The sequence below is a fragment of the Grimontia indica genome, assembly GCF_000333895.2.
Taxonomy (GTDB): Bacteria; Pseudomonadota; Gammaproteobacteria; order Enterobacterales; family Vibrionaceae; genus Enterovibrio; species Enterovibrio indicus.
In genome coordinates this window covers 156,129-181,584 of sequence record NZ_ANFM02000012.1, presented here as the reverse complement: position 1 = coordinate 181,584, position 25,456 = coordinate 156,129, and the positions used below count along the sequence as shown (strand labels likewise).

Annotated in this window: 29 protein-coding genes; 18 read left to right on the top strand and 11 right to left on the bottom strand. The window is 50.1% G+C overall.

What is annotated here, in order from left to right; genetic code table 11:
- Positions 1-78 precede the first annotated feature (78 nt).
- Entirely contained in the window at positions 79-489 is a 411-nt protein-coding gene (locus tag D515_RS07535; RefSeq protein WP_239643953.1) for a protein YgfX, read from the bottom strand.
- Positions 458-718, bottom strand: coding sequence for an FAD assembly factor SdhE (locus D515_RS07530; RefSeq protein WP_002537511.1), 261 nt, complete (start codon positions 716-718; stop codon positions 458-460). Before D515_RS07530 ends, D515_RS07535 begins: the two co-directional genes overlap by 32 nt.
- Positions 719-891: 173 nt before the next feature.
- Here D515_RS07530 and ygfZ point away from each other — a divergent pair, with 173 nt between their 5' ends.
- The 4 genes from ygfZ to D515_RS07510 all read left to right on the top strand — a co-directional run bounded on the left by ygfZ (position 892) and on the right by D515_RS07510 (position 3,747).
- Positions 892-1,872, top strand: coding sequence for a tRNA-modifying protein YgfZ (ygfZ, locus tag D515_RS07525; RefSeq protein WP_002537510.1), 981 nt, complete (start codon positions 892-894; stop codon positions 1,870-1,872).
- On the top strand, positions 1,872-2,360 hold the full coding sequence (locus D515_RS07520; protein WP_002537508.1) for an aminoacyl-tRNA deacylase: 489 nt from the start codon (positions 1,872-1,874) through the stop codon (positions 2,358-2,360). The genes ygfZ and D515_RS07520 overlap by 1 nt, the downstream gene beginning before the upstream one ends.
- Complete coding sequence (locus tag D515_RS07515) at positions 2,357-3,292, top strand: LysR family transcriptional regulator (RefSeq protein ID WP_002537507.1); 936 nt, start codon at positions 2,357-2,359, stop codon at positions 3,290-3,292. The genes D515_RS07520 and D515_RS07515 overlap by 4 nt, the downstream gene beginning before the upstream one ends.
- A 251-nt stretch (positions 3,293-3,543) precedes the next feature.
- Complete coding sequence (locus D515_RS07510) at positions 3,544-3,747, top strand: DUF1107 family protein (protein ID WP_002537506.1); 204 nt, start codon at positions 3,544-3,546, stop codon at positions 3,745-3,747.
- A gap of 83 nt (positions 3,748-3,830) precedes the next feature.
- Here D515_RS07510 and gcvH read toward each other — a convergent pair whose 3' ends face one another.
- The 7 genes from gcvH to tkt all read right to left on the bottom strand — a co-directional run bounded on the left by gcvH (position 3,831) and on the right by tkt (position 12,543).
- A complete protein-coding gene (gene gcvH, locus D515_RS07505) occupies positions 3,831-4,223 on the bottom strand; it encodes a glycine cleavage system protein GcvH (RefSeq protein WP_002537505.1) in 393 nt (130 codons plus the stop codon).
- A gap of 258 nt (positions 4,224-4,481) precedes the next feature.
- Positions 4,482-5,315, bottom strand: coding sequence for a small-conductance mechanosensitive channel MscS (mscS, locus tag D515_RS07500; protein WP_002537503.1), 834 nt, complete (start codon positions 5,313-5,315; stop codon positions 4,482-4,484).
- 247 nt (positions 5,316-5,562) lie between these two features.
- Positions 5,563-6,459 (bottom strand): small-conductance mechanosensitive channel MscS, encoded by an 897-nt coding sequence (mscS, locus tag D515_RS07495; protein WP_002537502.1) that lies wholly within the window; start codon positions 6,457-6,459, stop codon positions 5,563-5,565.
- Positions 6,460-6,815: 356 nt separating this feature from the next.
- Positions 6,816-7,892, bottom strand: coding sequence for a class II fructose-bisphosphate aldolase (gene fbaA, locus D515_RS07490; RefSeq protein WP_002537501.1), 1,077 nt, complete (start codon positions 7,890-7,892; stop codon positions 6,816-6,818).
- 220 nt (positions 7,893-8,112) lie between these two features.
- A complete protein-coding gene (locus tag D515_RS07485; RefSeq protein WP_002537500.1) occupies positions 8,113-9,276 on the bottom strand; it encodes a phosphoglycerate kinase in 1,164 nt (387 codons plus the stop codon).
- Positions 9,277-9,346: 70 nt separating this feature from the next.
- Positions 9,347-10,375, bottom strand: a complete 1,029-nt coding sequence (epd, locus tag D515_RS07480) for an erythrose-4-phosphate dehydrogenase (RefSeq protein WP_002537498.1) — start codon at positions 10,373-10,375, stop codon at positions 9,347-9,349.
- A 170-nt stretch (positions 10,376-10,545) separates the two neighbouring features.
- On the bottom strand, positions 10,546-12,543 hold the full coding sequence (tkt, locus tag D515_RS07475; protein WP_002537497.1) for a transketolase: 1,998 nt from the start codon (positions 12,541-12,543) through the stop codon (positions 10,546-10,548).
- Between the two features lie 386 nt (positions 12,544-12,929).
- Between tkt and metK the strand changes: the two genes are divergently transcribed.
- The 7 genes from metK to ruvX all read left to right on the top strand — a co-directional run bounded on the left by metK (position 12,930) and on the right by ruvX (position 18,387).
- Entirely contained in the window at positions 12,930-14,084 is a 1,155-nt protein-coding gene (gene metK, locus D515_RS07470) for a methionine adenosyltransferase (RefSeq protein WP_002537496.1), read from the top strand.
- A gap of 89 nt (positions 14,085-14,173) precedes the next feature.
- Complete coding sequence (locus tag D515_RS07465; RefSeq protein WP_002537495.1) at positions 14,174-14,665, top strand: SprT family zinc-dependent metalloprotease; 492 nt, start codon at positions 14,174-14,176, stop codon at positions 14,663-14,665.
- A 114-nt stretch (positions 14,666-14,779) separates the two neighbouring features.
- Complete coding sequence (locus tag D515_RS07460; RefSeq protein ID WP_192815499.1) at positions 14,780-15,487, top strand: endonuclease; 708 nt, start codon at positions 14,780-14,782, stop codon at positions 15,485-15,487.
- Between the two features lie 76 nt (positions 15,488-15,563).
- Entirely contained in the window at positions 15,564-16,295 is a 732-nt protein-coding gene (gene rsmE / locus D515_RS07455; RefSeq protein WP_002537493.1) for a 16S rRNA (uracil(1498)-N(3))-methyltransferase, read from the top strand.
- A gap of 29 nt (positions 16,296-16,324) precedes the next feature.
- Complete coding sequence (gene gshB / locus D515_RS07450) at positions 16,325-17,272, top strand: glutathione synthase (RefSeq protein WP_002537492.1); 948 nt, start codon at positions 16,325-16,327, stop codon at positions 17,270-17,272.
- 110 nt (positions 17,273-17,382) lie between these two features.
- Positions 17,383-17,946, top strand: a complete 564-nt coding sequence (locus D515_RS07445; protein WP_039849759.1) for a YqgE/AlgH family protein — start codon at positions 17,383-17,385, stop codon at positions 17,944-17,946.
- Between the two features lie 9 nt (positions 17,947-17,955).
- Positions 17,956-18,387, top strand: a complete 432-nt coding sequence (gene ruvX / locus D515_RS07440; protein ID WP_002537490.1) for a Holliday junction resolvase RuvX — start codon at positions 17,956-17,958, stop codon at positions 18,385-18,387.
- Between the two features lie 48 nt (positions 18,388-18,435).
- Here the strand turns inward: ruvX and D515_RS07435 are convergent, their stop codons facing one another.
- Together D515_RS07435 and D515_RS07430 are read right to left on the bottom strand one after the other, a co-directional pair.
- On the bottom strand, positions 18,436-19,545 hold the full coding sequence (locus tag D515_RS07435; protein WP_002537489.1) for a PilT/PilU family type 4a pilus ATPase: 1,110 nt from the start codon (positions 19,543-19,545) through the stop codon (positions 18,436-18,438).
- A 2-nt stretch (positions 19,546-19,547) separates the two neighbouring features.
- The gene (locus tag D515_RS07430; RefSeq protein WP_039849741.1) at positions 19,548-20,585 is read right to left on the bottom strand and encodes a type IV pilus twitching motility protein PilT; all 1,038 of its coding nucleotides are present in this window, start codon (positions 20,583-20,585) and stop codon (positions 19,548-19,550) included.
- A 26-nt stretch (positions 20,586-20,611) separates the two neighbouring features.
- On the opposite strand from D515_RS07430, the gene D515_RS07425 reads away from it, so the two are divergent.
- The 7 genes from D515_RS07425 (at position 20,612) to hemW (ending at position 25,448) form a co-directional block, all read left to right on the top strand.
- On the top strand, positions 20,612-21,316 hold the full coding sequence (locus D515_RS07425; protein WP_002537487.1) for a YggS family pyridoxal phosphate-dependent enzyme: 705 nt from the start codon (positions 20,612-20,614) through the stop codon (positions 21,314-21,316).
- 46 nt (positions 21,317-21,362) lie between these two features.
- On the top strand, positions 21,363-22,181 hold the full coding sequence (gene proC / locus D515_RS07420) for a pyrroline-5-carboxylate reductase (RefSeq protein WP_002537486.1): 819 nt from the start codon (positions 21,363-21,365) through the stop codon (positions 22,179-22,181).
- A 9-nt stretch (positions 22,182-22,190) separates the two neighbouring features.
- Positions 22,191-22,757, top strand: a complete 567-nt coding sequence (locus tag D515_RS07415; RefSeq protein ID WP_002537485.1) for a YggT family protein — start codon at positions 22,191-22,193, stop codon at positions 22,755-22,757.
- A gap of 3 nt (positions 22,758-22,760) precedes the next feature.
- Complete coding sequence (yggU, locus tag D515_RS07410) at positions 22,761-23,072, top strand: DUF167 family protein YggU (protein ID WP_039849739.1); 312 nt, start codon at positions 22,761-22,763, stop codon at positions 23,070-23,072.
- A 94-nt stretch (positions 23,073-23,166) separates the two neighbouring features.
- The gene (locus D515_RS07405; protein ID WP_002537483.1) at positions 23,167-23,601 is read left to right on the top strand and encodes a DUF4426 domain-containing protein; all 435 of its coding nucleotides are present in this window, start codon (positions 23,167-23,169) and stop codon (positions 23,599-23,601) included.
- Positions 23,602-23,690: 89 nt separating this feature from the next.
- Entirely contained in the window at positions 23,691-24,290 is a 600-nt protein-coding gene (locus D515_RS07400; protein ID WP_002537482.1) for an XTP/dITP diphosphatase, read from the top strand.
- A gap of 6 nt (positions 24,291-24,296) precedes the next feature.
- The gene (hemW, locus tag D515_RS07395; RefSeq protein ID WP_002537481.1) at positions 24,297-25,448 is read left to right on the top strand and encodes a radical SAM family heme chaperone HemW; all 1,152 of its coding nucleotides are present in this window, start codon (positions 24,297-24,299) and stop codon (positions 25,446-25,448) included.
- Positions 25,449-25,456: the final 8 nt, after the last annotated feature.

The window sequence follows — 25,456 nt, the reverse complement described above, 5'->3', positions numbered from 1 at the left end:
CCAGCTTGAATCTTTATCGGCGCTATCAATGATTCGTTTAGACATGACGTACGCTAAAAAACAAAAAGTGAAAGAAGATCACACTTTCAACACTAGACAAACTCGACTGAGGTGACGAAAGGTCTCACTATCAAACGCATCACACGCCAACGCTAAACGGCGGCACTCAAAGGGTGAAGTCAATTCCAGAACAATCAGGTGACGACTGAAAAAGCACACCCTAGAAACATGAAAGTTATCTCCATTCCAGCGACACGCTCCGTCAATATTGAGGAAGAGCTCACCACCACGAAGCGTAAGAAAGGACAACTGCGTGTGTGCTTCACGAATCAGGAGACAAAGGAGAAGCACTTTGGCTTCGAGAGGGATGGCACTGGCAACAAACAAAGTGAAGGCTGCCAGCGCGTAGATCATACCTACCCCAACCTTCAACAGGCGGGAAGGCTGAATATCGGTATTAACGGAGTTTGCTGCGGTTGTGCTCGACAATTTTGTCTGTCATCGCCGCCAGCTCAGGCTTCTCGCTGCGGCCATGCCCCATCAACCAAGTAAACAGATCCGGATCATCACATTCCAACAACGCGACGAAATGAAGTTTTTCGTCTTCCGTCAGTGAATCAAAACATTGCTCAAAAAACGGCATGATAATGACATCAAGTTCCAACATGCCACGACGGCATGCCCACTTGATACGCGCTTTATCTTCTGCGCCCAGCATGAGTACCTCGAAAATTAGGCCAAAATAACTGGCCCAAATAGTATCAGCGAGCTGATCGCCTTGCTACGGCTCCCGGATTGAATCTTGTAACCCTGTGATCTGACCCCATATCAGTGGTATATAGACCGCAGTCGCATTAACATATAAATCCTGATTTTTAAGCGAGAAACTCCATGACGAACTGGTATCAATCACACGCTTTCAACCGTCTTCCTCTTTCTTCAGACAGCGCGTTGCCAGCCCTGTCAGTGATCGCTCTGGATAACCTTTCTCTGATCACCGCCGTCGGTCAGGATACAGTGCCATACCTGCAAGGCCAGTTGACCTGTGATTTGGTGTCACTGGAGAAAACCCGGTCAACGCTCGCTGCTCACTGTGACGCCAAAGGAAAGGTGTGGTCTGCCATTCGCCTGTTCCATCACAACGAAGGGGTGGCTTACGTTCAGCCAGCATCTGTCGCTGAAAAACAGCTGGCAGAAATTAAGAAATATGCTGTTTTCTCTAAGGTTGAATTTGCGCTTTCTGAGCAAATTCTGGTGGGTATTGCCGGTGAAAAAGCGGACAACGCTGTGGAATCACGCTTTACCGGAGAAGGCGATGTTCGCACAACCCAAACCGGTTCAGCTGTTCGCATCGATAAAAACCGCTGGTTGCTGGCAATGAACGCAGAAGAAGCTAACACACTGATTACTGAGCTGGGCGAACGCGCAACCCTGAGTGACAGCTCACTATGGACACTGTTGGAGCTTCGCGCAGCAATGCCTTCAATTGAAGAAGCGAACATCAGCGAATTCATTCCTCAGTCCATCAACTTGCAGGCGCTAGATGCCATCAGCTTTAAGAAAGGTTGTTACACAGGACAGGAAACCGTCGCACGCGCGAAATATCGTGGTATCAACAAACGCGCAGCCTATCTTCTTCAAGGTGAAGCAACAGAAGTACCGAAAGCCGGTGATACCTTTGACCGCAGTGTCGGCGAAAACTGGCGTACCGGTGGTACCGTGCTCTCTGGCTACCGTTTTGAAGACGGTCAGGCACTGGCTTTAGTTGTACTGCCAAACAACCTTGATGACGACAGCCAATTCCGCTTGGCCGACACAGAGGCGCTTTGGCAGAAAGTTGACCTGCCATACAGTCTGGAAGACGACGCCTAATGATGTCTTCAATTGATACCCCTATCCTTTCCATTTTGCGCGATGCTGACATCGCGCACCGCTTACTGCCTCATGAAAGTGAGGCAACGACCATACTCGAAGCTGCCGAGCAACGCGGTGTTAAACCAGATCAATTGGTCAAATCCATGTTGCTTCGCGATATGGGCGGGCAAATGGCATTGGCATGCGTACCGGGTACGGCGTCTGTTGACCCCAAGAAAGTCCGCGACCTTCTTGGGTGTCGGCGCATGACCATGGTCGACAGCAAGCATGTGCAGAGCATTACCGGGTATTCACCCGGCATGGTGACGCCTATTTCGGTGTTTGGCATGTTGCCAATATTCTTTGACCCAAGCCTTGCTGAGTTCGAACACATCAACATCAGCAGTGGTTCACCCATGGCAGGCGTAGAACTTCGTTTTCAGGATTTGGTCGACTTTTGTCAGCCTACCATTGCTGATATTCGACGTGATGAGACCAGTACATGAAGCCGGTTAATTGGCGCGGTGTTGATCTCAACCTTCTGGTTGCCTTCGCTGCGCTAATGGAAACCCGCAGCGTGACCCGCGCTGCCGAGAAACTCTCAATTGGCCAATCAGCCATGAGCCACAATCTCTCCCGGCTGCGCACCCTGCTCGATGACCCGCTTTTCCATCGTCAAGGCAATGAAATGCAACCGACGGCACGTGCCTTCGAACTAGAACCTGTTATCACAGCGCTTCTCGACACCATTGCCACCGATGTACTGACCCCGGTGTCGTTCGAGCCAACGCAATATTCAGGGCCAGTCCGCATCGGTCTAACCGACTATGCTGAGTTGGTTTTTGCCCCGGCGTTGTTTGATGTGTTCCGAGAGCAAGCGCCGCAGTGTCAACTCAGTTGCCGCCCAGTCGATCGGATCAACTACCGCGAGGCATTGAAAAACGATCAGGTTGATGTGGTATTGGGTGCAGTGGAAACAGAAGACCCCGTGTTATTGATGGAAGAGCTCTACACCGAAAAACATGTCTGCTTGTTTGACCCAGAATCCACGGGGCTGAATGCTCCTCTGTCATTGACCGACTACACCAAAACGCCTCACGCCTTGGTGACGGTAGACGGCCAGTTAAGCAGCCCTGTTGATAACACGCTCAAATCCCTGGGTTGCAATCGCCAGGTCGTCATGGGTTCACAACGTTTCCTTACCGTTCGTCATCTTCTCTCTGGACGCAACCTTATCTGCACTGTGGCGGAGTTGATGGCAAAACTCGACATGTTCAATGACAAGCTTGCTATCAGTGCTACGCCCATCGATGTCAGCAATTTTGTTATCCGCCAAATCTGGCACAAGAAAAATGCCACCAGCGCTAAAAACCTTTGGATACGCCAAACCATTGATAAAACAGTACGTAATCAAGTGCAGGATTTACGTGCCAGATAGATGGGCTCAATGCCTTACTTTCCATACTGTGACCAACCCCAAAGTCATACGATTACATCCCTAAAATTTTGGGTAAGTGTCATATCTGTCACACAGTAGTCATACCCCTCCCGCTATAATGCCGCCCGCCAAAGCCGAGTAAGCAGGTGACAGTTTTTCGTTGTCAGCAGGTCTTATCGGTTTAGGAAGTTGGCAGGAAATATAACCCAAGGCTCCAAAGCTTCAGGGATAAAAATAAAAAGGAATTGCGAATGCGGATGTTTCATCGTTATGTCCCGACCCTTATTGCGAAACACGTTTACCGGTTATTCAGTGGACGGATTCACATTGATGGACGGGGTGATTTCGACTTTCATCAAGGAATGGTGCAGGCGCAGTCAGATGGAAATATTGAACACTTTCGGACAGTGAAGGAGATCAACACAGAGATCCGCAAGCTGAAAGAAATGTACTGATGGCTCAGGCACGTTTAACCTGACACCTCGCTTGAAAAAACACCGCGATTGACGCGGTGTTTTTTTATCTGCAGGAAAAGGGATTATTCCTCTTCCTCGATAGAGTCCTGATACGCTTCAGCATCCAACAGCTCATTAATTTCCGCTGAATCAGTGATACGAATTTGGAATAACCAGCCATCGCCGTAAGGGTCGCTGTTTACCAACTCTGGAGAGCCTTCCAAGTCTTCATTGATCGCCACAATCTCACCGGTCAATGGGGTATAGATATCTGATGCTGCTTTTACCGATTCCGCCACGGCACAATCATCACCCGCATCTACCGTATCGCCCACATCCGGTAAATCCACAAATACCATGTCGCCCAGCAAAGCCTGTGCATGGTCAGAAATGCCCACGGTATACACATCGTCACCTTCTGGTCTCACCCACTCGTGAGAAGTCGTGAATTTCAGCTCAGATGGGATATTGCTCATAAATCAGATTCCTTCTAGAAAAACGTGCTGCAGCGCTCGACAAATAAGGGATAGCACACGGTGTTAGATACGCAAATTAGGAAAGCCTTGAACAGTTCGCAAGAAAAATCACCACACAAAAACCAATTGTTTTAACTCGATCAAGCCTTGCTCTTATCTCGTGAAAATCAGCCCCATTCTTCTGACATTCACTACCAAAGAAAAAACGCCAATGATCAGTCTCAATCATTGGCGTTTTTATCATGTCTCAGGTAAAAATTAGCCGTCGACTTTGTTCAGGTGAACATCCATTTGCGGGAATGGAATTTCGATACCTTCTGCGTTCAGCGCCTCTTTCATCGCTTGCAGCAGGTCAAAGTAAACTGCCCAGTAATCTGCAGTACGAACCCATGGACGAACCACCAGGTTCACAGAAGAGTCTGCCAATTCAACCACACCAATAGTTGGCTCTGGGGTAGTCAGCAAACGGGTTTCTTTCGCCAGTACATCAGCCAGCACTTGTTTGGTTTTTTGCAGGTCAGCACTGTAAGACACGCCTACAACGTAATCGATACGACGGGTGTCATGCTTGGAGTAGTTAGTGATTGGGCTTGAGATGATCGCACCATTCGGTACCACAACCATCTTATTGTCCGGCGTTTTCAGTACGGTTGAGAAAATCTGGATAGAATCCACGGAACCTGCAACACCAGCCACTTCTACATAGTCGCCTGATTTGAATGGGCGGAATGCAACAATCAACACGCCTGCTGCGAAGTTAGAAAGTGAGCCTTGCAGTGCGAGGCCAACTGCCAGACCGGCAGCACCGATAACCGCAACCACAGAAGCCGTTTGCACACCCAGACGACCCAAAGCCGCAATGAGCACGATAACGAACAGCAGGTAACGGACAAAAGTATGCACGAAGTCGACAACGGCATCGTCGAGTTCTTTCTTGCGCATGACTTTAGCAACACCATTGGCAATCGCTTTCACGATCCAGTTACCAATGATGAGAATGAGGAGAGCAGAGATGATGTTGACACCATATTGAAGCAGCAGATCCTGATTGCCGTTGAACCAGTTCATGGCTTCGTTAGTAGCATTTTCCATTGCGATTTCCTTGGTATAGTTATGCCGTGTTTAGCTTTTTTCCTAGGGTTCCACAGGACGGTACAACAAATTCCTGACGAAACTGCTCGGATAAAATCAGAGCAGAGTTTACAGTTTAAGCAGCAACAGAAAGTGTCTCAAATTTAAAACGAAAACACTGTTTTTTTGGTGTATTCACGAGACCATATGCATAAAAAAACCCCGTCGTCAGACGGGGTTTCAGCATTAAGTTTGAGCAGCAAGGCGTTTAAGCAACTTGCTTTTCTTCTTCTGGAGCAGCAGCTTTTGCCATTGCTGCGTGGTAGTGAACGTCCATCTGCGGAAATGGAATTTCAATACCCTCTTTATCCAGACCTTCTTTGATCGCTTGCATCAGGTCAAAGTAGGTTGACCAGTAATCTTCTGTTTTCACCCACGGGCGCACAACGAAGTTAACTGAAGAGTCCATCAGCGCATGAACACCGATAGTGGGTTCAGGATCTTGCAGTACGCGCTCATCCGCTTTCACGATGCGGGTCAGTACTTCTTTAGTCTTCTGCAGATCAGCCTTGTAAGACACACCAATAATGAAATCGATACGACGTGTCGCATGACGTGAGTAGTTGGTGATTGGACTGGAAATGACAGTGCCGTTAGGAACCACTACCATTTTGTTGTCTGGGGTCGTCAGTACTGTAGAGAAGATCTGGATAGACGCCACAGAGCCTGCCACACCGCCTACTTCTACATAATCACCGGATTTGAACGGACGGAAAGTCACAATCAGCACACCAGCTGCGAAGTTCGACAGTGAACCTTGCAGTGCCAGACCGATAGCCAGACCCGCCGCACCAATAACCGCAACGATAGACGCAGTTTCAACACCCACACGACCCAACGCCGCAATCAGCACAATCGCGAACATCACATAGCGAACCATGTTCTCGATAAAATCGACAACTGTTTGGTCCAGATCGCGTTTCTTTAATACTGCAGCGACAGAGCCTGCCACTTTCTTCACTACCCAGTTACCGATGAACAGAATAAGTAGCGCAGTCACAACGTTCACTGCGTATTGGATCATCAACTCTTGGTTGGAGGCCAACCAGTTCATCGCTTCAGTTGCTGTTTGTTCAACAGACTCAACAGCGTTTTGCTCAGTCATTTACATCTCTCACAAAAGTAATACCAATCGTAGTAAATATCTGCTCATCCTAGCTTGTTAAAATACTCGATAACTGCGTTGAAAAATTTGATTGTAGAATAACTACTTATCGAAATTTTCCGCCTTGTTCTCGAGCATTTTTCCTGCGCTATTTCTGACCATCTACCTACTGTGATTGGTATAAAAAAACCAAACCACCTCAAGACGTTGAAAGCTAATCTTCGGCTTTCTATCTCTTGAGGTGGCTAGGGAATCTGGCCGCTATCAATCAGGTTGAATAACAGCCATAAAAAAACCCGCTAAATTTAGCGGGTTTCATCACGATTTGTAATTAAATTTTTTAAATAAAACTTAAATTACAGTACGTCGATCGCGTTAAGATCTTTGAACGCTTGCTCAAGACGCGCAACCATACCTTCTTGACCAGCACGCAGCCATACGCGTGGATCGTAGTATTTCTTGTTAGGTGCATCTTCGCCAGTTGGGTTACCGATTTGACCTTGCAGGTAATCGTGGTTTTTCGCTTCGTACTGACGGATACCATCCCAAGTCGCCCACTGAGTATCAGTGTCGATGTTCATTTTGATAACGCCGTAAGAGATAGACTCTTCGATTTCTGCTTGAGAAGAACCAGAACCACCGTGGAATACGAAGTTCAGCGCGTTAGGTGCGATACCAAATTTCTCTGCACAGTATGCTTGAGAATCACGCAGGATGGTTGGAGTCAGAACAACGTTACCTGGCTTGTAAACGCCGTGTACGTTACCGAAAGACGCAGCGATAGTGAAACGGTGGCTGATAGCGTTCAGTTTCTCGTATGCGTATGCAACGTCTTCTGGAGAAGTGTACAGCTCAGACGCGTCCATGTGAGAGTTGTCTACGCCGTCTTCTTCACCACCAGTACAACCCAGTTCGATTTCCAGAGTCATGTTCATCTTTTCCATGCGAGCCAGGTACTCAGCACAGATTTCGATGTTTTCTTCCAGAGATTCTTCTGACAGGTCAATCATGTGAGAAGAGAACAGTGGCTTACCCGTTGCAGCGAAGTGCTCTTCACCTGCAGCCAGCAGACCGTCAATCCATGGCAGCAGTTTCTTAGCTGCGTGGTCAGTGTGCAGGATAACTGGCACACCGTAAGATTCAGCGATAGCGTGAACGTATTTAGCACCCGCTACTGCGCCTTTGATTTGTGATTCCTGACCTTCCAGCTTCAGGCCTTTACCTGCGAAGAACGCAGCGCCGCCGTTAGAGAACTGAACAACAACTGGTGCTTTAACTTTCGCAGCAGCTTCCAGTACTGAGTTGATAGAGTCAGTGTTTACTACGTTTACCGCTGGAAGAGCGAACTTGTGCTCTTTAGCAATTTCAAACACTTTCTGAACGTCGTCACCAGAGATAACGCCAGGTTTTACGAAATCAAAAACTTTAGACATAACAATAGTCCTATTTACTCTGTTGTCTTGAGTGAAATCCTATCCAAGCCGGTCTTTCCTACCGACTTGTTTCAATTCGGCAAACGTTTGCGAACAGTGCTGCGCATTGTACCCAAACGTGATTCTAAACACATTATTTTTTGCGTTTAGATATGCATTCCAATGATTACAAAGTTATCAAAGATGCATAAAAAACGGGGGCAGTCACCCCCGTTCGTCATTACGCTTTAGCGCGAGTTTCCAGCATTTCTACTGCAGGCAGTACTTTACCTTCAACGAACTCAAGGAATGCGCCGCCACCGGTAGAGATGTAAGAAACGTCAGCTTTGATACCGAACTGGTCGATAGCTGCCAGCGTGTCACCACCACCTGCAACAGAGAAACCTTCAGAAGCAGCAATCGCTTCAGAGATACCTTTAGTACCTGCTTCGAAGTTCTTGAATTCGAATACGCCTACTGGGCCGTTCCACAGAATGGTTTTTGCATTCTTCAGGATTTCAGCCAGCGCTTGAGTTGAGTCTGGACCCAGGTCGAAGATCATGTCGTCGTCCTGAACTTCAGAAACGTGCTTGATTTCTGCTTCTGCGTTCTCGTCGAATGCTTTTGCACATGCAACGTCAGTCGCGACTGGAATCGCACAGTCATCCATCAGTTTCTTAGCAGTCTCAACCAGGTCTGCTTCGTACAGAGACTTACCTACGTTGTGGCCTGCTGCTGCGATGAAGGTGTTCGCGATACCACCACCAACAACCAGTTGGTCAGCGATTTTAGACAGAGATTCCAGAACAGTCAGTTTGGTAGAAACTTTAGAACCACCAACGATTGCCACCATTGGGCGCGCTGGGTTGTCCATTGCTTTGCCCAGTGCTTCCAGTTCGTTTGCCAGCAGAGGACCGGCACATGCGATTGGAGCGAACACACCAACACCGTAGGTTGATGCTTGTGCACGGTGAGCAGTACCGAACGCGTCCATCACGAATACGTCACACAGTGCAGCGTATTTCTTAGACAGTTCGTCTTCGTTTTTCTTCTCGCCTTTGTTGAAACGTACGTTTTCTAGAACAACCAGCTCACCTGCGTTCAGCTCCAGGCCGTCCAGGTAGTCTCTTGCCAGTTTAACGTCACAATCCAGTGCGTCGTTCAGGTAGTTAACAACAGGCTGCAGAGAGAATTCTTCAGCGTACTCGCCTTCGGTCGGACGACCCAGGTGAGAAGTAACCATCACTTTCGCGCCAGCTTCCAGGCAGTGTTTGATGGTTGGCAGAGACGCCAGAATACGCGCGTCAGAAGTCACTTTACCGTCTTTTACTGGTACGTTCAGATCGGCACGGATAAATACACGTTTGCCAGCCAGATCCAGATCGGTCATTTTGATTACAGACATTTTCGTCCTCTCTCTAAGTTGCAAAAATCAAAAATTTGCTGTGGCTTTCTTTACTTCGGAAAGCCGTGGCTCAAGCCTTCGAGCCACTGGTAACTGTTGCCATGGCCAACGCTGTATCCAGCATCCGGTTGGCAAATCCCCATTCGTTGTCGCACCAAATCAACATTTTTATCAGATGATGATTACTAACTCGTGTCTGCGAACCATCCACAATGGCGCTGTGGGGATCATGGTTGAAGTCTATCGAGACAAGTGGTGCCTCGGTATAGTCGACGATGCCGTTCAATGTACACCGAGCAGCCTCCTCGAGTGATTGATTTACGTCATTAACTTTCACTTTTGTGTGAACAGTAACACTCAAATCCATTGCTGTGACGTTAATTGTTGGCACTCTAACCGAAATCGCTTCAAATTTGTCAGAAAATTTCGGAAAGATTCTTCCAATTCCTAAATGTAATTTGGTGTCGACCGGAATAATAGACTGACTGGCTGCGCGCGTGCGTCGCAAATCTGGGTGATAGGCATCGATCACCTGCTGGTCGTTCATGGAAGAGTGAATCGTGGTGATGGTGCCTGACTCAATCCCAAACTGCTCATCCAATACCTTAATCACAGGCACGATACAGTTGGTGGTGCAAGAACCATTGGAAACAATGCGATCCGTCGGTTTGAGGGTTTCTTCATTCACACCAAAGATGATGGTGTTATCCAGGTCGTTACTGCCTGGATGGGAGAACAGCACTTTCTTGGCACCGGCGTCCAAATGTGCCTGACCGTGTTCACGGTTGCCAAACACACCCGTACAGTCGAGCACGATGTCGATGTCCAGATCTCGCCAAGGGAGCAAATTGATATCACTGAGGTGCAGGATGCGGATTTTATCGTCGCCAACAAACAGGGACTCCTGACTGTTGGTCACTTTCTTGAAAAAGCGGCCATGACTGGAGTCATACTGAAGCAGATGCGCCATGGCATCAGGCTCAGCTAATTCGTTCACCGCAACCACTTCTATCTGGTCACGTTTGTCACTTTCATACAGCGCGCGGAGCACGCTACGGCCAATGCGGCCAAATCCATTAATTGCGACGCGTAATGCCATATCCCTGCTGATCTGTGTCGTTAATGAAATGCGGCTGACAGTCTATCTCAAGCACGTGAATTTCGCACGCAGAATGTGACTGGTCTCTCATCAATTATTCTTAAGGATTGGATAAAGAGCGGGAAAGAAAAAACCCGCCAGTTGGCGGGTTTTCAGCATTGATTAGGTACTTACGCCAGCAGTTCTTTTGCTGTCTCAACCACGTTTTCAGTGGTGAAGCCGAACATCTTGAACAGCTCACCCGCCGGTGCAGATTCACCGAAGGTGTGCATGCCGATGATGCGACCGTCAAAGCCCACGTACTTGTACCAGAAGTCCGCAATGCCCGCTTCGATAGCCACACGTGCTGTCACGTCTGATGGCAGTACCGCTTCACGGTAAGCCGCATCTTGCTTATCGAACACGTCAGTCGATGGGATTGAAACCACACGAACATTGAAGCCCTGCGCTGACAGTTCAGTGCTTGCTTCAACCGCCAACTCAACTTCTGAACCAGTAGCAATCAGGATGAGCTCAGGAGTGCCAATGCAATCTTTCAGGATGTAACCACCCTTGGCGATGTTTGCCACTTGCTCGGCGTCACGCTCTTGTTGAGCCAGATTCTGACGCGAGAAGATCAGCGAACTTGGGCCGTCTTTTCGCTCAATCGCCAGTTTCCATGCGACTGCAGATTCCACCTGGTCACATGGACGCCATGTGCTCATGTTTGGCGTCAGACGCAGAGACGCGATTTGCTCAACTGGCTGGTGCGTTGGGCCATCTTCACCCAGACCGATAGAATCGTGGGTGTAAACCTGAATGTTCTGCACTTTCATCAGTGCTGCCATACGCATCGCGTTACGTGCGTATTCCATGAACATCAGGAAGGTCGCACCGTATGGGACGAAACCACCGTGCAGCGCGATACCATTGATGATCGCGGTCATACCGAACTCGCGTACACCGTAGTGGATGTAGTTGCCAGATGCATCTTCACCGGTCAGGGCTTTTGAGCCAGACCACATGGTCAGGTTTGAAGGTGCCAGGTCAGCTGAGCCACCCATGAATTCAGGCAACATCGCACCAAACGCTTCCAACGCGTTTTGAGATGCTTTACGTGAAGCAATATTCGCTGGGTTCGCTTGCAGGTCGGCGATGATTTGGTTGGCTTTTTCTTCCCACTCAGCAGGAAGGTCACCGTTTACACGGCGTTTGAATTCTGCCGCCAGCTCTGGGTGTGCAGCTTCGTACGCAGCCAGCTTCTCGTTCCAAGCCGCTTCTTTTGCAGCGCCTGCTTCTTTCGCGTCCCACTGACCGTAGACGTCAGCTGGGATTTCAAATGCTGGGTGTTCCCAACCGAGGAATTCACGCGCTGCTTTGATTTCGTCTGCGCCCAGTGGGGCGCCGTGACAGTCGTGAGAGCCAGCTTTGTTTGGTGAACCGAAACCGATGATGGTTTTGGTACAAATCAGGGTAGGGCGACCGGTTTCCGCTTTCGCCGCTTCAATCGCTGCGTTGATAGCGTTTGCATCGTGACCGTCGACTGCCGGGATTACGTGCCAGCCGTAAGATTCAAAACGCTTAGGCGTGTCGTCAGTGAACCAACCTTCAACGTGACCGTCGATAGAAATGCCGTTGTCATCCCAGAATGCGATCAGTTTGCCCAGACCCAATGTGCCTGCCAGTGAACATGCTTCGTGAGAGATACCTTCCATCAGACAGCCATCGCCCAGGAACACGTAAGTGTTGTGGTCAACGATGTCGTGGCCTTCACGGTTGAACTGAGCAGCCAGTGCTCTTTCCGCAATCGCCATACCCACAGCGTTGGTGATGCCTTGACCCAGAGGACCGGTCGTGGTTTCTACACCTGGCGCGTAGCCGTACTCAGGGTGGCCCGGTGTTTTCGAGTGCAGTTGACGGAAGTTTTTCAGATCGTCGATAGACAGATCGTAACCAGTCAGGTGCAGCAGAGAGTAAATCAGCATAGAGCCGTGACCGTTTGACAGCACGAAGCGGTCGCGGTCTGCCCACTCAGGGTTTTGCGGGTTGTGGTTCATGTGGTCACGCCACAGGACTTCGGCGATATCTGCCATGCCCATTGGGGCACCTGGGTGACCAGAGTTAGCTTGTTGTACACCGTCCATGCTGAGGGCACGGATCGCGTTTGCTAAAACCTTGCGAGAAGACATGTCTGCTCCTGAGATCATTAGAGGTTTTGAGTTATAGGCAATCCGGCACAATACTTGTAAACAAAAGCGGCCAGATTGCTGAATTCGGCGGGCAGATATTGTCGCAAGAGTCCGTCGGCTCTGCAAACGTTTTACATGGCTGATTTTATGGGATTCTGTCTGTTCAGAGCGTGAAATCTCTGCATCTATTTGTAACTACAAGATTACAGGCGCAAACGTTTACTTATTTACGCGGACTATTTGTGAGGTTGATTTATACGGCTCTCCGCGTAGAATGGACGTCCAGATGGCAAAGCATCTATACTTTTATACGGTCAAAAGACCAAAGGTGCTTGTGCAAACAGATATTCGGTATCAACCAAATTTATTATTGCTAGGGAAAAGACATGGCTAAACACCTGTTTACTTCTGAGTCAGTGTCAGAAGGTCATCCAGACAAAATCGCAGACCAGATTTCAGACGCCGTTCTTGACGCGATTCTGGAACAGGATCCAAAAGCACGCGTAGCCTGTGAGACTTACGTGAAAACCGGCATGGTGATGGTAGGTGGTGAAATCACAACCTCAGCATGGGTTGATATCGAAGAGCTGACCCGCGAAACCGTTCGCGAAATCGGCTACGTTCACTCTGACATGGGTTTCGACGCAGATTCATGTGCGGTTCTGAACACCATCGGTAAACAGTCGCCAGACATCAACCAAGGCGTTGATAAAACTGACCCTAAAGAGCAGGGCGCAGGCGACCAAGGCATCATGTTCGGTTACGCATGTAACGAAACTGATGTATTGATGCCAGCACCTATCACTTACTCTCACCGTCTGGTTCAACGTCAGGCAGAAGTTCGCAAAAACGGCACGCTACCTTGGCTGCGCCCGGATGCAAAATCTCAGGTTACCTTCCAGTACGACCAAGGTAAGATCGTGGGCATTGATGCGGTTGTTCTGTCTACCCAGCACTGCGACAGCATCTCGACGCCAGACCTTCGTGAAGCAGTGATGGAAGAAATCATCAAGCCAGTACTGCCAGCAGAGTGGCTGAACAAAGACACCAACTTCTTCATCAACCCAACTGGCCGTTTCGTTATCGGTGGCCCAATGGGTGACTGTGGTCTGACTGGCCGTAAGATCATCGTTGATACCTATGGCGGCGCGGCTCGTCACGGTGGTGGTGCATTCTCGGGTAAAGATCCATCAAAAGTTGACCGTTCTGCTGCATACGCTGCACGCTATGTCGCGAAGAACATCGTTGCTGCAGGCATGGCAGACCGCTGTGAAATCCAGCTGTCTTACGCTATCGGTGTTGCGGATCCAACGTCTATCATGGTGGAAACCTTCGGGACCGAGAAAGTGTCTCACGACATCATCATCGAAGCGGTTCGCCAACACTTCGACCTGCGCCCTTACGGCCTGCAGGAAATGCTGAACCTGCTGCAACCTATCTACAAGAAGACAGCAGCCTACGGTCACTTCGGTCGCGAAGAGTTCCCTTGGGAAAAGACCGATAAAGTGGCAGCACTGCGCGATTTCGCTCAAATCAAGTAATCGCAGTCTGAATACGAAAGGGAAGCTCAAGCTTCCCTTTTTTGTTTCTGTTCCCTACCCTGTCGGCTCCTGAATCTAAACTGCCGAACATGAACGAACTCCACTATCGTCTTACTCAACGCGTCAGCGAATGCATCACTCTGGCTAACAAGCAGCTTGGGAGTGAATTTGCGGTGCCTGCAATCCGGTTTGATATTCGTGGGAAAACGGCAGGAATGGCATTGCTTCAACGCTGGCAACTCAGGTTTAACCCGGTATTGCTGGAAGAAAACGTCGAGGCTTTTTTTGACGAAGTGGTGCCGCACGAAATCAGTCACTTGGTTGTCTATGCCCGTTTTGGAAAAGTGCGGCCGCATGGCAAAGAGTGGCAGGCGGTGATGTCACAGGTGTTTGGTGTAATACCCAAAACCACCCACAGCTTTGATGTCAGTTCTGTTCAGGGAAAAACTTTTACCTATCAGTGCGGCTGTGACCATATCGAGCTCTCTATTCGTCGTCACAATAAAGTTCAACGCGAACAGGTTCAATATGTTTGCCGCCGCTGTAAACAGCCGCTTGTTTTCATCCCCCCTATTGCATAAGCAACGCTTTACTTATCAATAAACTCTTCAATTAACACTAATTTAGTGCGATTTCGCTCGCAATAGTCTGTAATAATCAAACCACACAATTCCAACACCGAGCACTAATTACACATGAGAACATTTCTGATGCTGCTTTCGGCACTGATGATCCCTTCGATCACAACAGCAGCCGAGCATCCGCAATCCTTCAGTAAAGCCAAACGCATCGCGCAAAAAATCTATCAGGACTACCCCACTTCGTTTTACTGCGGCTGTGACATTGAATGGCAGGGCAAGAAGGGCGTGCCTGATTTTTCTGAGTGTGGTTATCAAGTTCGCAAACAGGAAAAGCGTGCCAGCCGCATTGAATGGGAGCATGTGGTGCCTGCATGGCAATTTGGCCACCAGCGTCAATGCTGGCAAGATGGAGGACGCAAGAACTGCAATCGCAATGACGTGGCTTTCAAATTGATGGAAGCTGACCTGCACAATCTGGTTCCAGCCATTGGCGAGGTCAACGGTGACCGCTCAAACTTCCGCTTCTCGCAATGGAATGGCAACGACGGGGCTTTCTACGGTCAGTGCGCGGCGAAGGTGAACTTCAAGCAACGCGTATTTGAGCCGCCAGCACAAAGCCGCGGTGCCATTGCGCGAACCTACAAGTACATGAACAAACAGTATGATTTCCGTTTGGCATCCGCTCAGAAAAAGCTGATGGACGCCTGGGACAAGACCTACCCGGTAAATGAGTGGGAATGTGAGCGTGACCGCCGCATCGCCCGCGAGCAAGGTAATCATAATCCGTTCGTGCAAGCTTCCTGCGAAAAGGCCGGTCTATAACCTCAGCGCCGGACTACTGACTACAGGCAGCAGCGTGATACACTGCTGCCTATTGTTATCCAGTCATGAAAACACCATGCGTATCCCAAGAATTTTCCATCCTGAGCCCCTGCCTGACACAGGCTGCGTTGCCCTAAGCGATGACGCTGCCAATCACGTTGGCCGTGTGCTTCGTATGCAGGCAGGCCAGGAAGTGTTGTTATTTGATGGTCACGGCGCAGAGTTCCCTGCCGTCATTGCCGAATCAGGTAAAAAGTCTGTCAGTGTCGATATTGTTGAGCGTGTTGAACGCAGCATCGAATCTCCGCTGGATTTGCACTTGGGGCAGGTCATCAGCCGCGGCGACAAAATGGAGTTCACTATTCAAAAATCGGTGGAGCTGGGCGTCAACGTCATCACCCCACTGATCTCTGAACGTTGTGGTGTCAAACTCAATGCAGATCGCTTCGACAAGAAACTGCATCAATGGCAGAAAATCGCGGTTGCAGCTTGTGAGCAATGCGGGCGCAACGTGGTGCCAGAGATTCGCCCTGTGATGTCGCTGGATGAGTGGATGCAGGAGACATTCGACGGGCTGAAATTGAACCTTCATCCACGTGCAAAATACTCAATCAATACCCTGCCCGAGCCAGTTAGCCGTGTGCGTTTGCTGATTGGCCCTGAAGGTGGTCTGTCATCAGAAGAAATTGAACGAACCCGTGAATTCGGGTTTGAGGAAACATTATTGGGGCCACGTGTTCTGCGCACTGAAACCGCAGCACTGACGGCAATCACTGCCCTGCAGGTTCGCTTTGGCGATCTGGGTTAAAGGCGACCTCGGTTAATAAGGATAAATTAATGATCAAACTGGGCGTAGTGATGGATCCAATCGAGTCCATCAACATCAAAAAAGACTCCTCCTTTGCCATGATGCTGGAAGCGCAAAAGCGCGGCTGGGAAATTCATTACATGCAAATGAATGACCTGTCTTTAGAGCAAGGCAAAGCGCTAGCACGCACCAAGATTGTCACGCTGGAAGAAAACCCGGAGAAATGGTTCGAGGTGGTCAGCGAGCAGGAAATTGCGCTGGCCGATCTCGACGCTGTCTTGATGCGTAAAGATCCGCCGTTTGATACCGAATACATCTACGCGACTTACATTCTTGAGCGTGCGGAAGTAGAAGGCTGTCTTATCGTCAACAAGCCGCAGAGCCTTCGTGACTGTAACGAAAAACTCTTCACTGCTTGGTTCCCAGAACACACGCCAATCACGCTGGTGACCCGTCGTGCAGACCAAATCAAAGCGTTCCAGGAAAAACACGGCGACGTGATCCTGAAACCTTTGGATGGCATGGGTGGCTCGTCTATCTTCCGCGTGAAGCAAGGCGACCCGAACCTGTCAGTGATCATCGAAACCCTGACTGGCCTTGGCAATAACTACTGTATGGCGCAGACGTTCGTGCCAGACATCAGCAATGGCGACAAACGCATTCTGGTGGTAGATGGTGAGCCGATGCCTTACTGTTTGGCTCGTATTCCTGCCAAAGGCGAAACCCGTGGCAATCTGGCAGCAGGCGGCCGTGGTGAAGCGCGCCCACTCAGCGACACTGACTGGGCAATTGCCCGTGCAGTGGCACCAACGCTGAAAGAGAAAGGCCTGATCTTCGTGGGTCTGGACATCATTGGTGACAAGCTGACCGAAATTAACGTGACCAGCCCGACTTGTATCCGCGAAATTGAAGCCGCATTTGATATCAATATCAGTGGCAAATTAATGGATGCCATCGAAGCTCGCCTGCAAAAATAACCGCACGGCAAACCGGGCGAAACTGCTCGCCCGGATCTGACATTCTTCAGCTTACTGCTCATAATGAAAGTAGGCTCATACGCAATGAAGGGCGCAATGTGGAAGACACAGTGAATTTAAAAAATCATTTCTTGGTCGCAATGCCCAGCATGGCCGATGAACGCTTCCAGCACAGTGTCGTTTACATGTGCGAACACAATGAAGACGGGGCCATGGGGCTGGTGATCAACCAGCCTATCAATATCTCCATTGCCAAGATGCTGGATCAAATCGAAGTGGAGCGCGAGCAGGATGTTACCCATCCAGTCAGCCTTGACCAGCCCGTGCTGTTCGGCGGTCCAGTTTCGGAAGATCGCGGTTTTGTCCTGCACAAAAACCTCAAGCTGTATGGCTCCAGTATCCAGCTATCTGATGAGCTGACCGTAACGACATCCAAAGATATTCTCAGTATTTTGGGAACCACTGAGGAGCCTGAGCAATTCATTGTTGCACTTGGCTACGCAGGTTGGGATGCGGGTCAATTGGAGCAGGAATTGGCAGAAAATAGTTGGCTGACGATTGAAGCCGATCCGAAAGTGATTTTCGACACCCCCATCAACGAGCGCTGGGAAAAAGCCCTCAAACAAATGGGCATAGACGCCTTGAACCTGTCCGCGGACATTGGACACGCATAAGAGTTTTCCATGAGTAACATTCAGACTGTGCTGGGTTTTGACTACGGCACGAAAAGCATCGGCGTGGCCATCGGTCAGGCCATTACCGGCACTGCCCGTCCGCTAAAAGCCCTCAAAGCCAAAGATGGCATCCCTAGCTGGGAAGCCATAGAAGTCATTTTGAAAGAGTGGACACCGGACCTGGTTGTCGTCGGTTTACCATTGGATTTACACGGCGGCGAATTGGAAACCATCACGCCCCGCGCCCGTAAATTTGCCAACCGCCTGAAAGGCCGTTTTGGTGTGAACGTGGAACTGCACGACGAGCGACTGACCACAGCAGAAGCCCGTTCTTCATTGTTTGAATACGGTGGCTATAAAGCCCTGGGCAAAGGGGAAATCGATAGCCAGTCAGCGGTCATCATTGTCGAGAGCTGGTTTGAAAACCAATACGGTGAATAAAAGAAAAGCGCCCTGAGGCGCTTTTCTTTCTCTGTGAACGACAACTTTCTACTGCCCCTCAATGCTGACATTCGCCAGCGACAAACTGCTGGATGACTGTTCCGCCATCTTCATCATAAGTTTGAGATCGTTGCGCGAGTCCGCATGATGAAGCGCTTCGTCTTTCGACACTTTGCCCGCCTGGAAAAGCTCAAACAGGGACTGGTCAAAGGTACACATTCCCGCGTTCTTGCCTTTGCGGATCGTTTCTTTCAGCTCATGCAACTCACCACGGCGAATTAAGTCCGACACATGAGAGGTATTGAGCAGAAGCTCATAAGCGCCATGACGACCGATGCCACTGACATCTGGCACCAGTTGCTGAGCCAGAATACCGCGAAGGTTGAGCGACAAATCAAACAGGAACTGTTCGCGACGCTCTTTCGGCACCAGATGCAACACCCTTTCCAGTGCCTGATTGGCATTGTTGGCGTGTAAGGTTGCGATACAAAGGTGACCGGTTTCAGCAAACTGCATGGCATATTCCATGGTTTCCTGCGTTCGGATTTCACCAATCATGATCATATCCGGCGCCTGGCGCAGCGAGTTTTTCAGCGCCACTTCGTAGCTGTCCGTATCAATGCCGATTTCACGCTGGGTCACGATGCATTTGTCATGCGGATGGATAAACTCAATCGGGTCTTCCACCGTCAGGATATGGCCGCTGCGGTGTCGGTTACGGAACCCCACCATCGCTGCCATCGAGGTTGATTTACCCGAACCTGTCGCACCGACAATTAGCACCAGACCACGTTTGGCTATCGACAAATCCTGAATCACATCCGGTAAACCCAGCGAGTAAATATCAGGGATTTGGGTTTCAATGCGGCGAAGTACCATACCCGGCAAGTCACGCTGCCAGAACGCACTAACACGGAAGCGTCCATTTTCAGTGACCAAAGCAAAATTCGCTTCACGGTCGGCATAAAACTTCTGCTCGGTTTCGGCATCCATGGCCTCAGTAACCAGCGCTTTGACACCTTCTAAGTCGAGCTTTCCAGCCACTGGTTTTAGGCTACCATCGACACGCAACATACAAGGCGCATCAACCGTGATGTAACAATCCGACGCTTTCTGCGCCAGCATCTTATCCAGAAGTTCTTGGAGCGTGTTCTGCATGGTTAGAAGCCCATCCCTGCGTTATCCAGTGCTTTGTTAGCTTCTGCCGTGTCCACCAGCCCTTGCATGGTGAGGTTACGAAGTGACTGTTCCATCGTCAGCATGCCAAGACCTGAGCCGGTTTGGATCATCGAATACATCTGGGCAATCTTGTCTTCACGGATAAGGTTTCGAATCGCCGGTGTCGCAATCATCACCTCATGGGCAGCAATACGGCCACCGGAAATCTGCTTCACCAGTTTTTGCGACACCACCGCACGCAGCGATTCAGACAGCATGGAACGCACCATCGGCTTATCCGCCCCCGGGAAGACATCGATAATACGGTCGATGGTTTTTGCTGCGCTGGAGGTGTGCAGCGTACCAAATACCAAGTGACCGGTTTCAGCTGCCGTCAGCGCAAGGCTAATGGTTTCCTTGTCACGAAGCTCACCGACCAGAATCACATCCGGATCTTCACGCAACGCCGAGCGGAGCGCATTGTTGAACGAATGGGTATCGCGGTGTACTTCACGCTGGTTGATCAGACAGTTTTTCTGTTCGTGGACAAATTCAATAGGGTCTTCGATGGTCAATACGTGACGATGCTGACTGCTGTTAATTTTGTCTATCATCGCCGCCAGCGTGGTCGACTTACCTGAGCCTGTCGGTCCGGTGACCAGTACCAGACCTTTCTGATATTCGGTAAATTGTTGGAACACTGCTGGTGCGTTAATCGCATCAAGTGTCGGAATTTTCGAAGGAATGCTACGGAAGACCGCGGCACAACCACGGGATTGATGAAACGCATTGACACGGAAGCGGCCGACAGACGCCAGCTCAAAAGAAAAATCGACTTCGAGGTTTTGTTCAAACTCGCGCTGCTGGGCATCGTTCATGATATCGAAAATAAGACGGTGCACCGCATTGTGGTCTAGCGGAGGCAGGCTAAGCTTGCGGACATCACCATCTACGCGGACCATTGGGGGAACCCCAGCTGAAAGATGTAGATCTGAAGCGTTATGCTTTACACTAAAGTCCAGTAATTCAGTAATATCCATTAACTCGTTTCCTCGCAGAATCTAACATGTGTAGTATCAAACAAAACCTAGAACAGGTCACCAGCCAAATAGACAGTGCCGCACAAAAATGCGGGAGAGACGCCTCTGTCGTGCAATTACTCGCTGTCAGCAAAACCAAACCCATTGAAGCCATCGCAGACGCCGTGGAAGCAGGTCACACCCTGTTCGGTGAAAACTATGTGCAGGAGGGTGTCGAAAAAATCACCCATTTCAGCGCCATTCACCCCAATCTTGAATGGCACTTTATTGGCCCTATCCAGTCCAATAAAACACGGCCGATTGCCGAGCACTTCGATTGGGTTCATTCGATTGACCGCAGCAAGATTGCGCAACGCCTGAGCGATCAGCGTCCGGATGAATTAGCGCCACTTCAGGTGCTAATTCAGGTGAACACCAGCGGGGAAACTTCTAAATCCGGTACCGGCTTTGAAGAAGTGAAAGCGCTGGCTGATGAAATCGATGCATTGCCGAACCTGGCGCTTCGCGGCCTGATGTGTATTCCGCAGCCGGAAGACGATCACCAGAAACAGCTTGAAGCCTTCGCGCCGCTGTCCGCGCTGTTTGAAGAAATGAAAGCAGGTCGACCGCAATTTGATACCCTGTCGATGGGTATGAGCGGCGACATGGATGCAGCGATTGCTTCCGGCAGCACCATGGTGCGTATCGGCACCGCGATTTTCGGTGCGCGTGATTATAGCAACCGCAAATAACCAATTAATCTAGGGTCTGTTGACCTTCTCAAAGGAGATATCATTGATGGAACAACGTACAGTCGCTTTTATCGGTGCCGGCAACATGGCTCGTTCAATCATCGCCGGGCTACTTGAGTCAGGTTATCCTGCTCAAAAACTCATTGCTGTCGATAGAAGCCCTGAAGTCAGTGCGAAACACAGAGAAACTTACGGCATCATCGCCAACGAAGATGCTGTTGCCAGCGCAAAGCAAGCCGACGTAGTTGTTCTGGCTGTAAAGCCTCAAGATATGGAAACACTGCTCCAAAATATGGAAGGTGTAGATTGGTCGAGCAAACTCGTGATTTCAATTGCTGCTGGCATTTCCAGTGCTCGCCTCAGTGAAATGGCAGGTTCACAACTTAAACTGGTTCGCGTGATGCCGAACACACCTTCACTAGTTAGTGAGGGTATGAGCGGTCTTTATGCGCCAGACTTCGTTAGTGATGCAGACAAGTTGTTCGCAGGACAACTGATGAAAGCTGTAGGCGAAATTTGCTGGGTTTCAGAAGAGTCTGGAATTAACGCTGTTATCGCCGCAGCGGGCAGTGCGCCTGCGTATTTTTTCCTGTTTATGGAAGCAATGCAGGCTGAAGCTGAGCGACAAGGCTTTGACAAGGAAACAGCTCGCTTATTAGTGCAACAGTCTGCACTGGGCGCGGCTAAAATGGTGGTTGCCAACCCAGACATTGAACTGGCAACCTTAAGAGAACAAGTCACGTCCAAAGGCGGCACCACCGCTGAGGCACTGAACGTATTTAATAACAAACAACTCACGGAAACGGTCTCTGAAGCCATGCAGGCTGCAGTGCGCCGCGCCGAAGAGATGGAATCGCTATTTTAGGGCTAATTTATGAACTCGATGAATTTTCTCGTTTCAACACTGTTCGATCTTTACATCATGGTGGTGTTGCTTCGGGTCTGGTTGCAGTGGGCACGCGCTGACTTCTATAACCCATTCAGCCAATTTGTGGTGAAAGCCACCCAGCCAGTGGTTTCACCGCTGCGCCGTATCATTCCTTCAATCGGAAGCTTGGATTTAGCGACTGTACTGTTTGCGTACCTGCTGTGTGTGGCGAAGTTCTTCACCCTGCAATTGGTCGGCTCGGGCACCCTGGTGTTTGATTCCAGTTACTTGCTGATTGGCTTGGTGGCGTTGGTGAAAGCCGCAGGTGGTTTGTTGTTCTGGGTACTGATCCTTCGCGCAATTCTGAGCTGGGTGAGCCAAGGCCGCAGCCCAATTGAATATGTGATGGTGCAGCTTACTGAGCCACTGGTCGCGCCAATTCGCCGCGTGATCCCACCTCTGGGCGGTCTGGATCTCAGCATCCTGTTCCTGTTCATTGCACTGCAGTTCCTGAATTTCTTTATCGGCGATCTGCTGAGCCCATACTTCGGCAATCTGTGGTTCGTGCTGTAAGTCATGACCGCACCACGCCCTGCCTGGCTGGATAACGATGACCTTATTTTAAGGCTCTATATCCAGCCCAAGGCCAGCAGGGACCAATGGATGGGGCAACACGGCGAGGAAATTAAACTCGCCATCACCGCTCCACCTGTTGATGGCAAAGCCAACGCCCACCTCACCAAATTCCTGTCGAAACAGTTCAAAGTGGCCAAAGGCCAGATTGATATCGAAAAAGGTGAGCTTGGCAGACACAAGCAAGTTCGCATTCATAGCCCTTCGCTTTGTCCCGATGCCATCAGTGATCTGATCCCCGCACTTAAGCAGTAATTAAAAGGTGCGTTCTTTCCCGGGCTACTAAGCAAATGGTCTTAGGCGACTCAGCAAATGGACGCACTGGTTTCACCCGACAAGGATATCCGTCATGAAACGTTTCTTTCTCCCACTGTTCAGCGCACTGATGCTGCTCTCCCCGTTCGCTCACGCTGGTCAGTCTAAAGATATCGGCACGCTGGAAGTGCATTACTCTGCGTTTAACTCCACGTTTATCACCCCAAAAGTTGCCAAGGCCTATGATCTGAAACGCAGTGGTGTAAATGCCATCCTGAACATCGCCATTTTAGATAAAGCACAGGCAGGAAAACCGGCACTCACAGCCACACTGACTGGCGAAGCGCGTAATCTTCTAGGAACCAAAAAGCCACTGACCTTCCGCGAAGTGCGTGAAGGCGATGCGATTTACTATCTGGCAGAGCTTCGGTTTGCCAACGAAGAAAATTATGCCTTCACTATTGATATCAGCGCTGAAGGAAACCGCAGCGGAAAACTGACCTTTAACCAGACGTTTTACGCTGACTGACCCCTGTTTATTCAGGTATCATGGCGCCCCATTGCGGCGCCTTTTTTTGGTTTTCGATTCGCGGCCGCCCCCAAATTCAGGAGAGAACAATGAGCAAAGTGGTTCTGGCAACAGGTAACGCTGGCAAAGTCAAAGAGATGGCTGATCTGCTACAGGATTTCGGTCTGGAAGTGTTTGCACAAAGTGAGTTCGCGGTAAAAGACGCTGACGAAACCGGCACCACCTTCATTGAAAACGCCATCATCAAAGCGCGCCATGCAGCAAAAGAAACTGGCCTGCCAGCCATCGCAGATGACTCCGGTTTGGAAGTGGATTACCTCAACGGTGCACCGGGTGTTTACAGCGCGCGTTATGCCGGCGAAGGAAAAGGCGATCAGGCGAATCTGGAAAAGCTGCTGGAAAACATGGCGGACGCACCGGATGACAAACGCACCGCGCGTTTCCACTGTGTACTGGTTTATATGCGCCACGCCAACGACCCAACACCACTGGTTTGCCATGGTAAATTTGAAGGCACCATCGCCCGCGAAGCGTCGGGCTCACACGGCTTTGGTTACGACCCAGTGTTTTACGTGGAAGAACATGGCTGCACGCTGGCAAACATTGAGCCTGCGGTGAAAAAGCAAATCTCACACCGCGGTCAGGCGCTGAAGAAGCTGTTTGCTGCCATGAGCGAAGAGAAGAAGTAATCCCCGATGGCGGTTCACATTCCCCTGAGCCTTTATGTTCACATCCCCTGGTGTGTGCAAAAGTGCCCGTACTGCGATTTTAACTCCCACACGCTGAAAGGCGAGGTGCCGGAGCGCGACTACATCGATGCCTTACTTGATGATTTGAGGAAAGACCTCAACCGTTTCAAAGGGGTGAGTGGCCGCGGGTTGCATTCCATCTTCATTGGTGGTGGTACACCGAGCCTGATGTCACCGGAAGAGATCACCCGCTTGCTGCAAGGCATCGAAGCGCAGATCCCGTTTGATGATGACATTGAAATCACCATGGAAGCCAACCCCGGCACCGTGGAAGCCGACAAGTTCGTGGCTTACCGCAAAGCTGGCGTGAACCGCATATCGATTGGCGTGCAGAGCTTTGATAACCAAAAGCTCGCCCGTCTTGGTCGCATTCACGGCGCGGATGAAGCCAAACGCGCCGCTAATCTTGCGCACGAAGCTGGGCTTAACAGCTTTAACCTCGATCTGATGCATGGTCTTCCTGATCAAACACTCGAAGGCGCGCTGGATGACCTCAAACAGGCGATTGCGCTCAATCCGCCGCACCTTTCCTGGTATCAGCTCACTATCGAGCCGAACACCCAGTATTACTCTAAGCCGCCCACACTGCCGGATGATGACGATCTTTGGGACATCTTCGAACAAGGCCACAAACTGCTGTCTGATGCCGGTTATGTGCAGTACGAAACCTCAGGTTACAGCAAGCCGGGATTCCAGTGCCGTCACAACCTCAACTACTGGCGTTTTGGTGATTATCTGGGTATCGGTTGCGGTGCTCACGGCAAAATTACCTTGGATGACAATACTGTACAGCGCACAGTAAAAGTGAAACATCCGCGCGGATATCTCGATCCTGAGAAAGACTACCTCAGCGAATTGCATATAGTGGAAGCAGATGAACTGCCGTTCGAGTTCTTCATGAACCGATTCCGACTGGTGGAGTCCTGCCCGAAAGCCGACTATCCGGCAAGAACCGGGCTGGCACTCGACACCGTCGAAACGCCGCTTCGACATGCGATTGAGGAAGGCTTGCTGGCTGAGACTGACACCCACTGGCAAGTGACAGAGAAAGGGCGATTGTTCCTGAACGATCTACTCGCAGGGTTCATCAACGAGTAGGCAGCCAA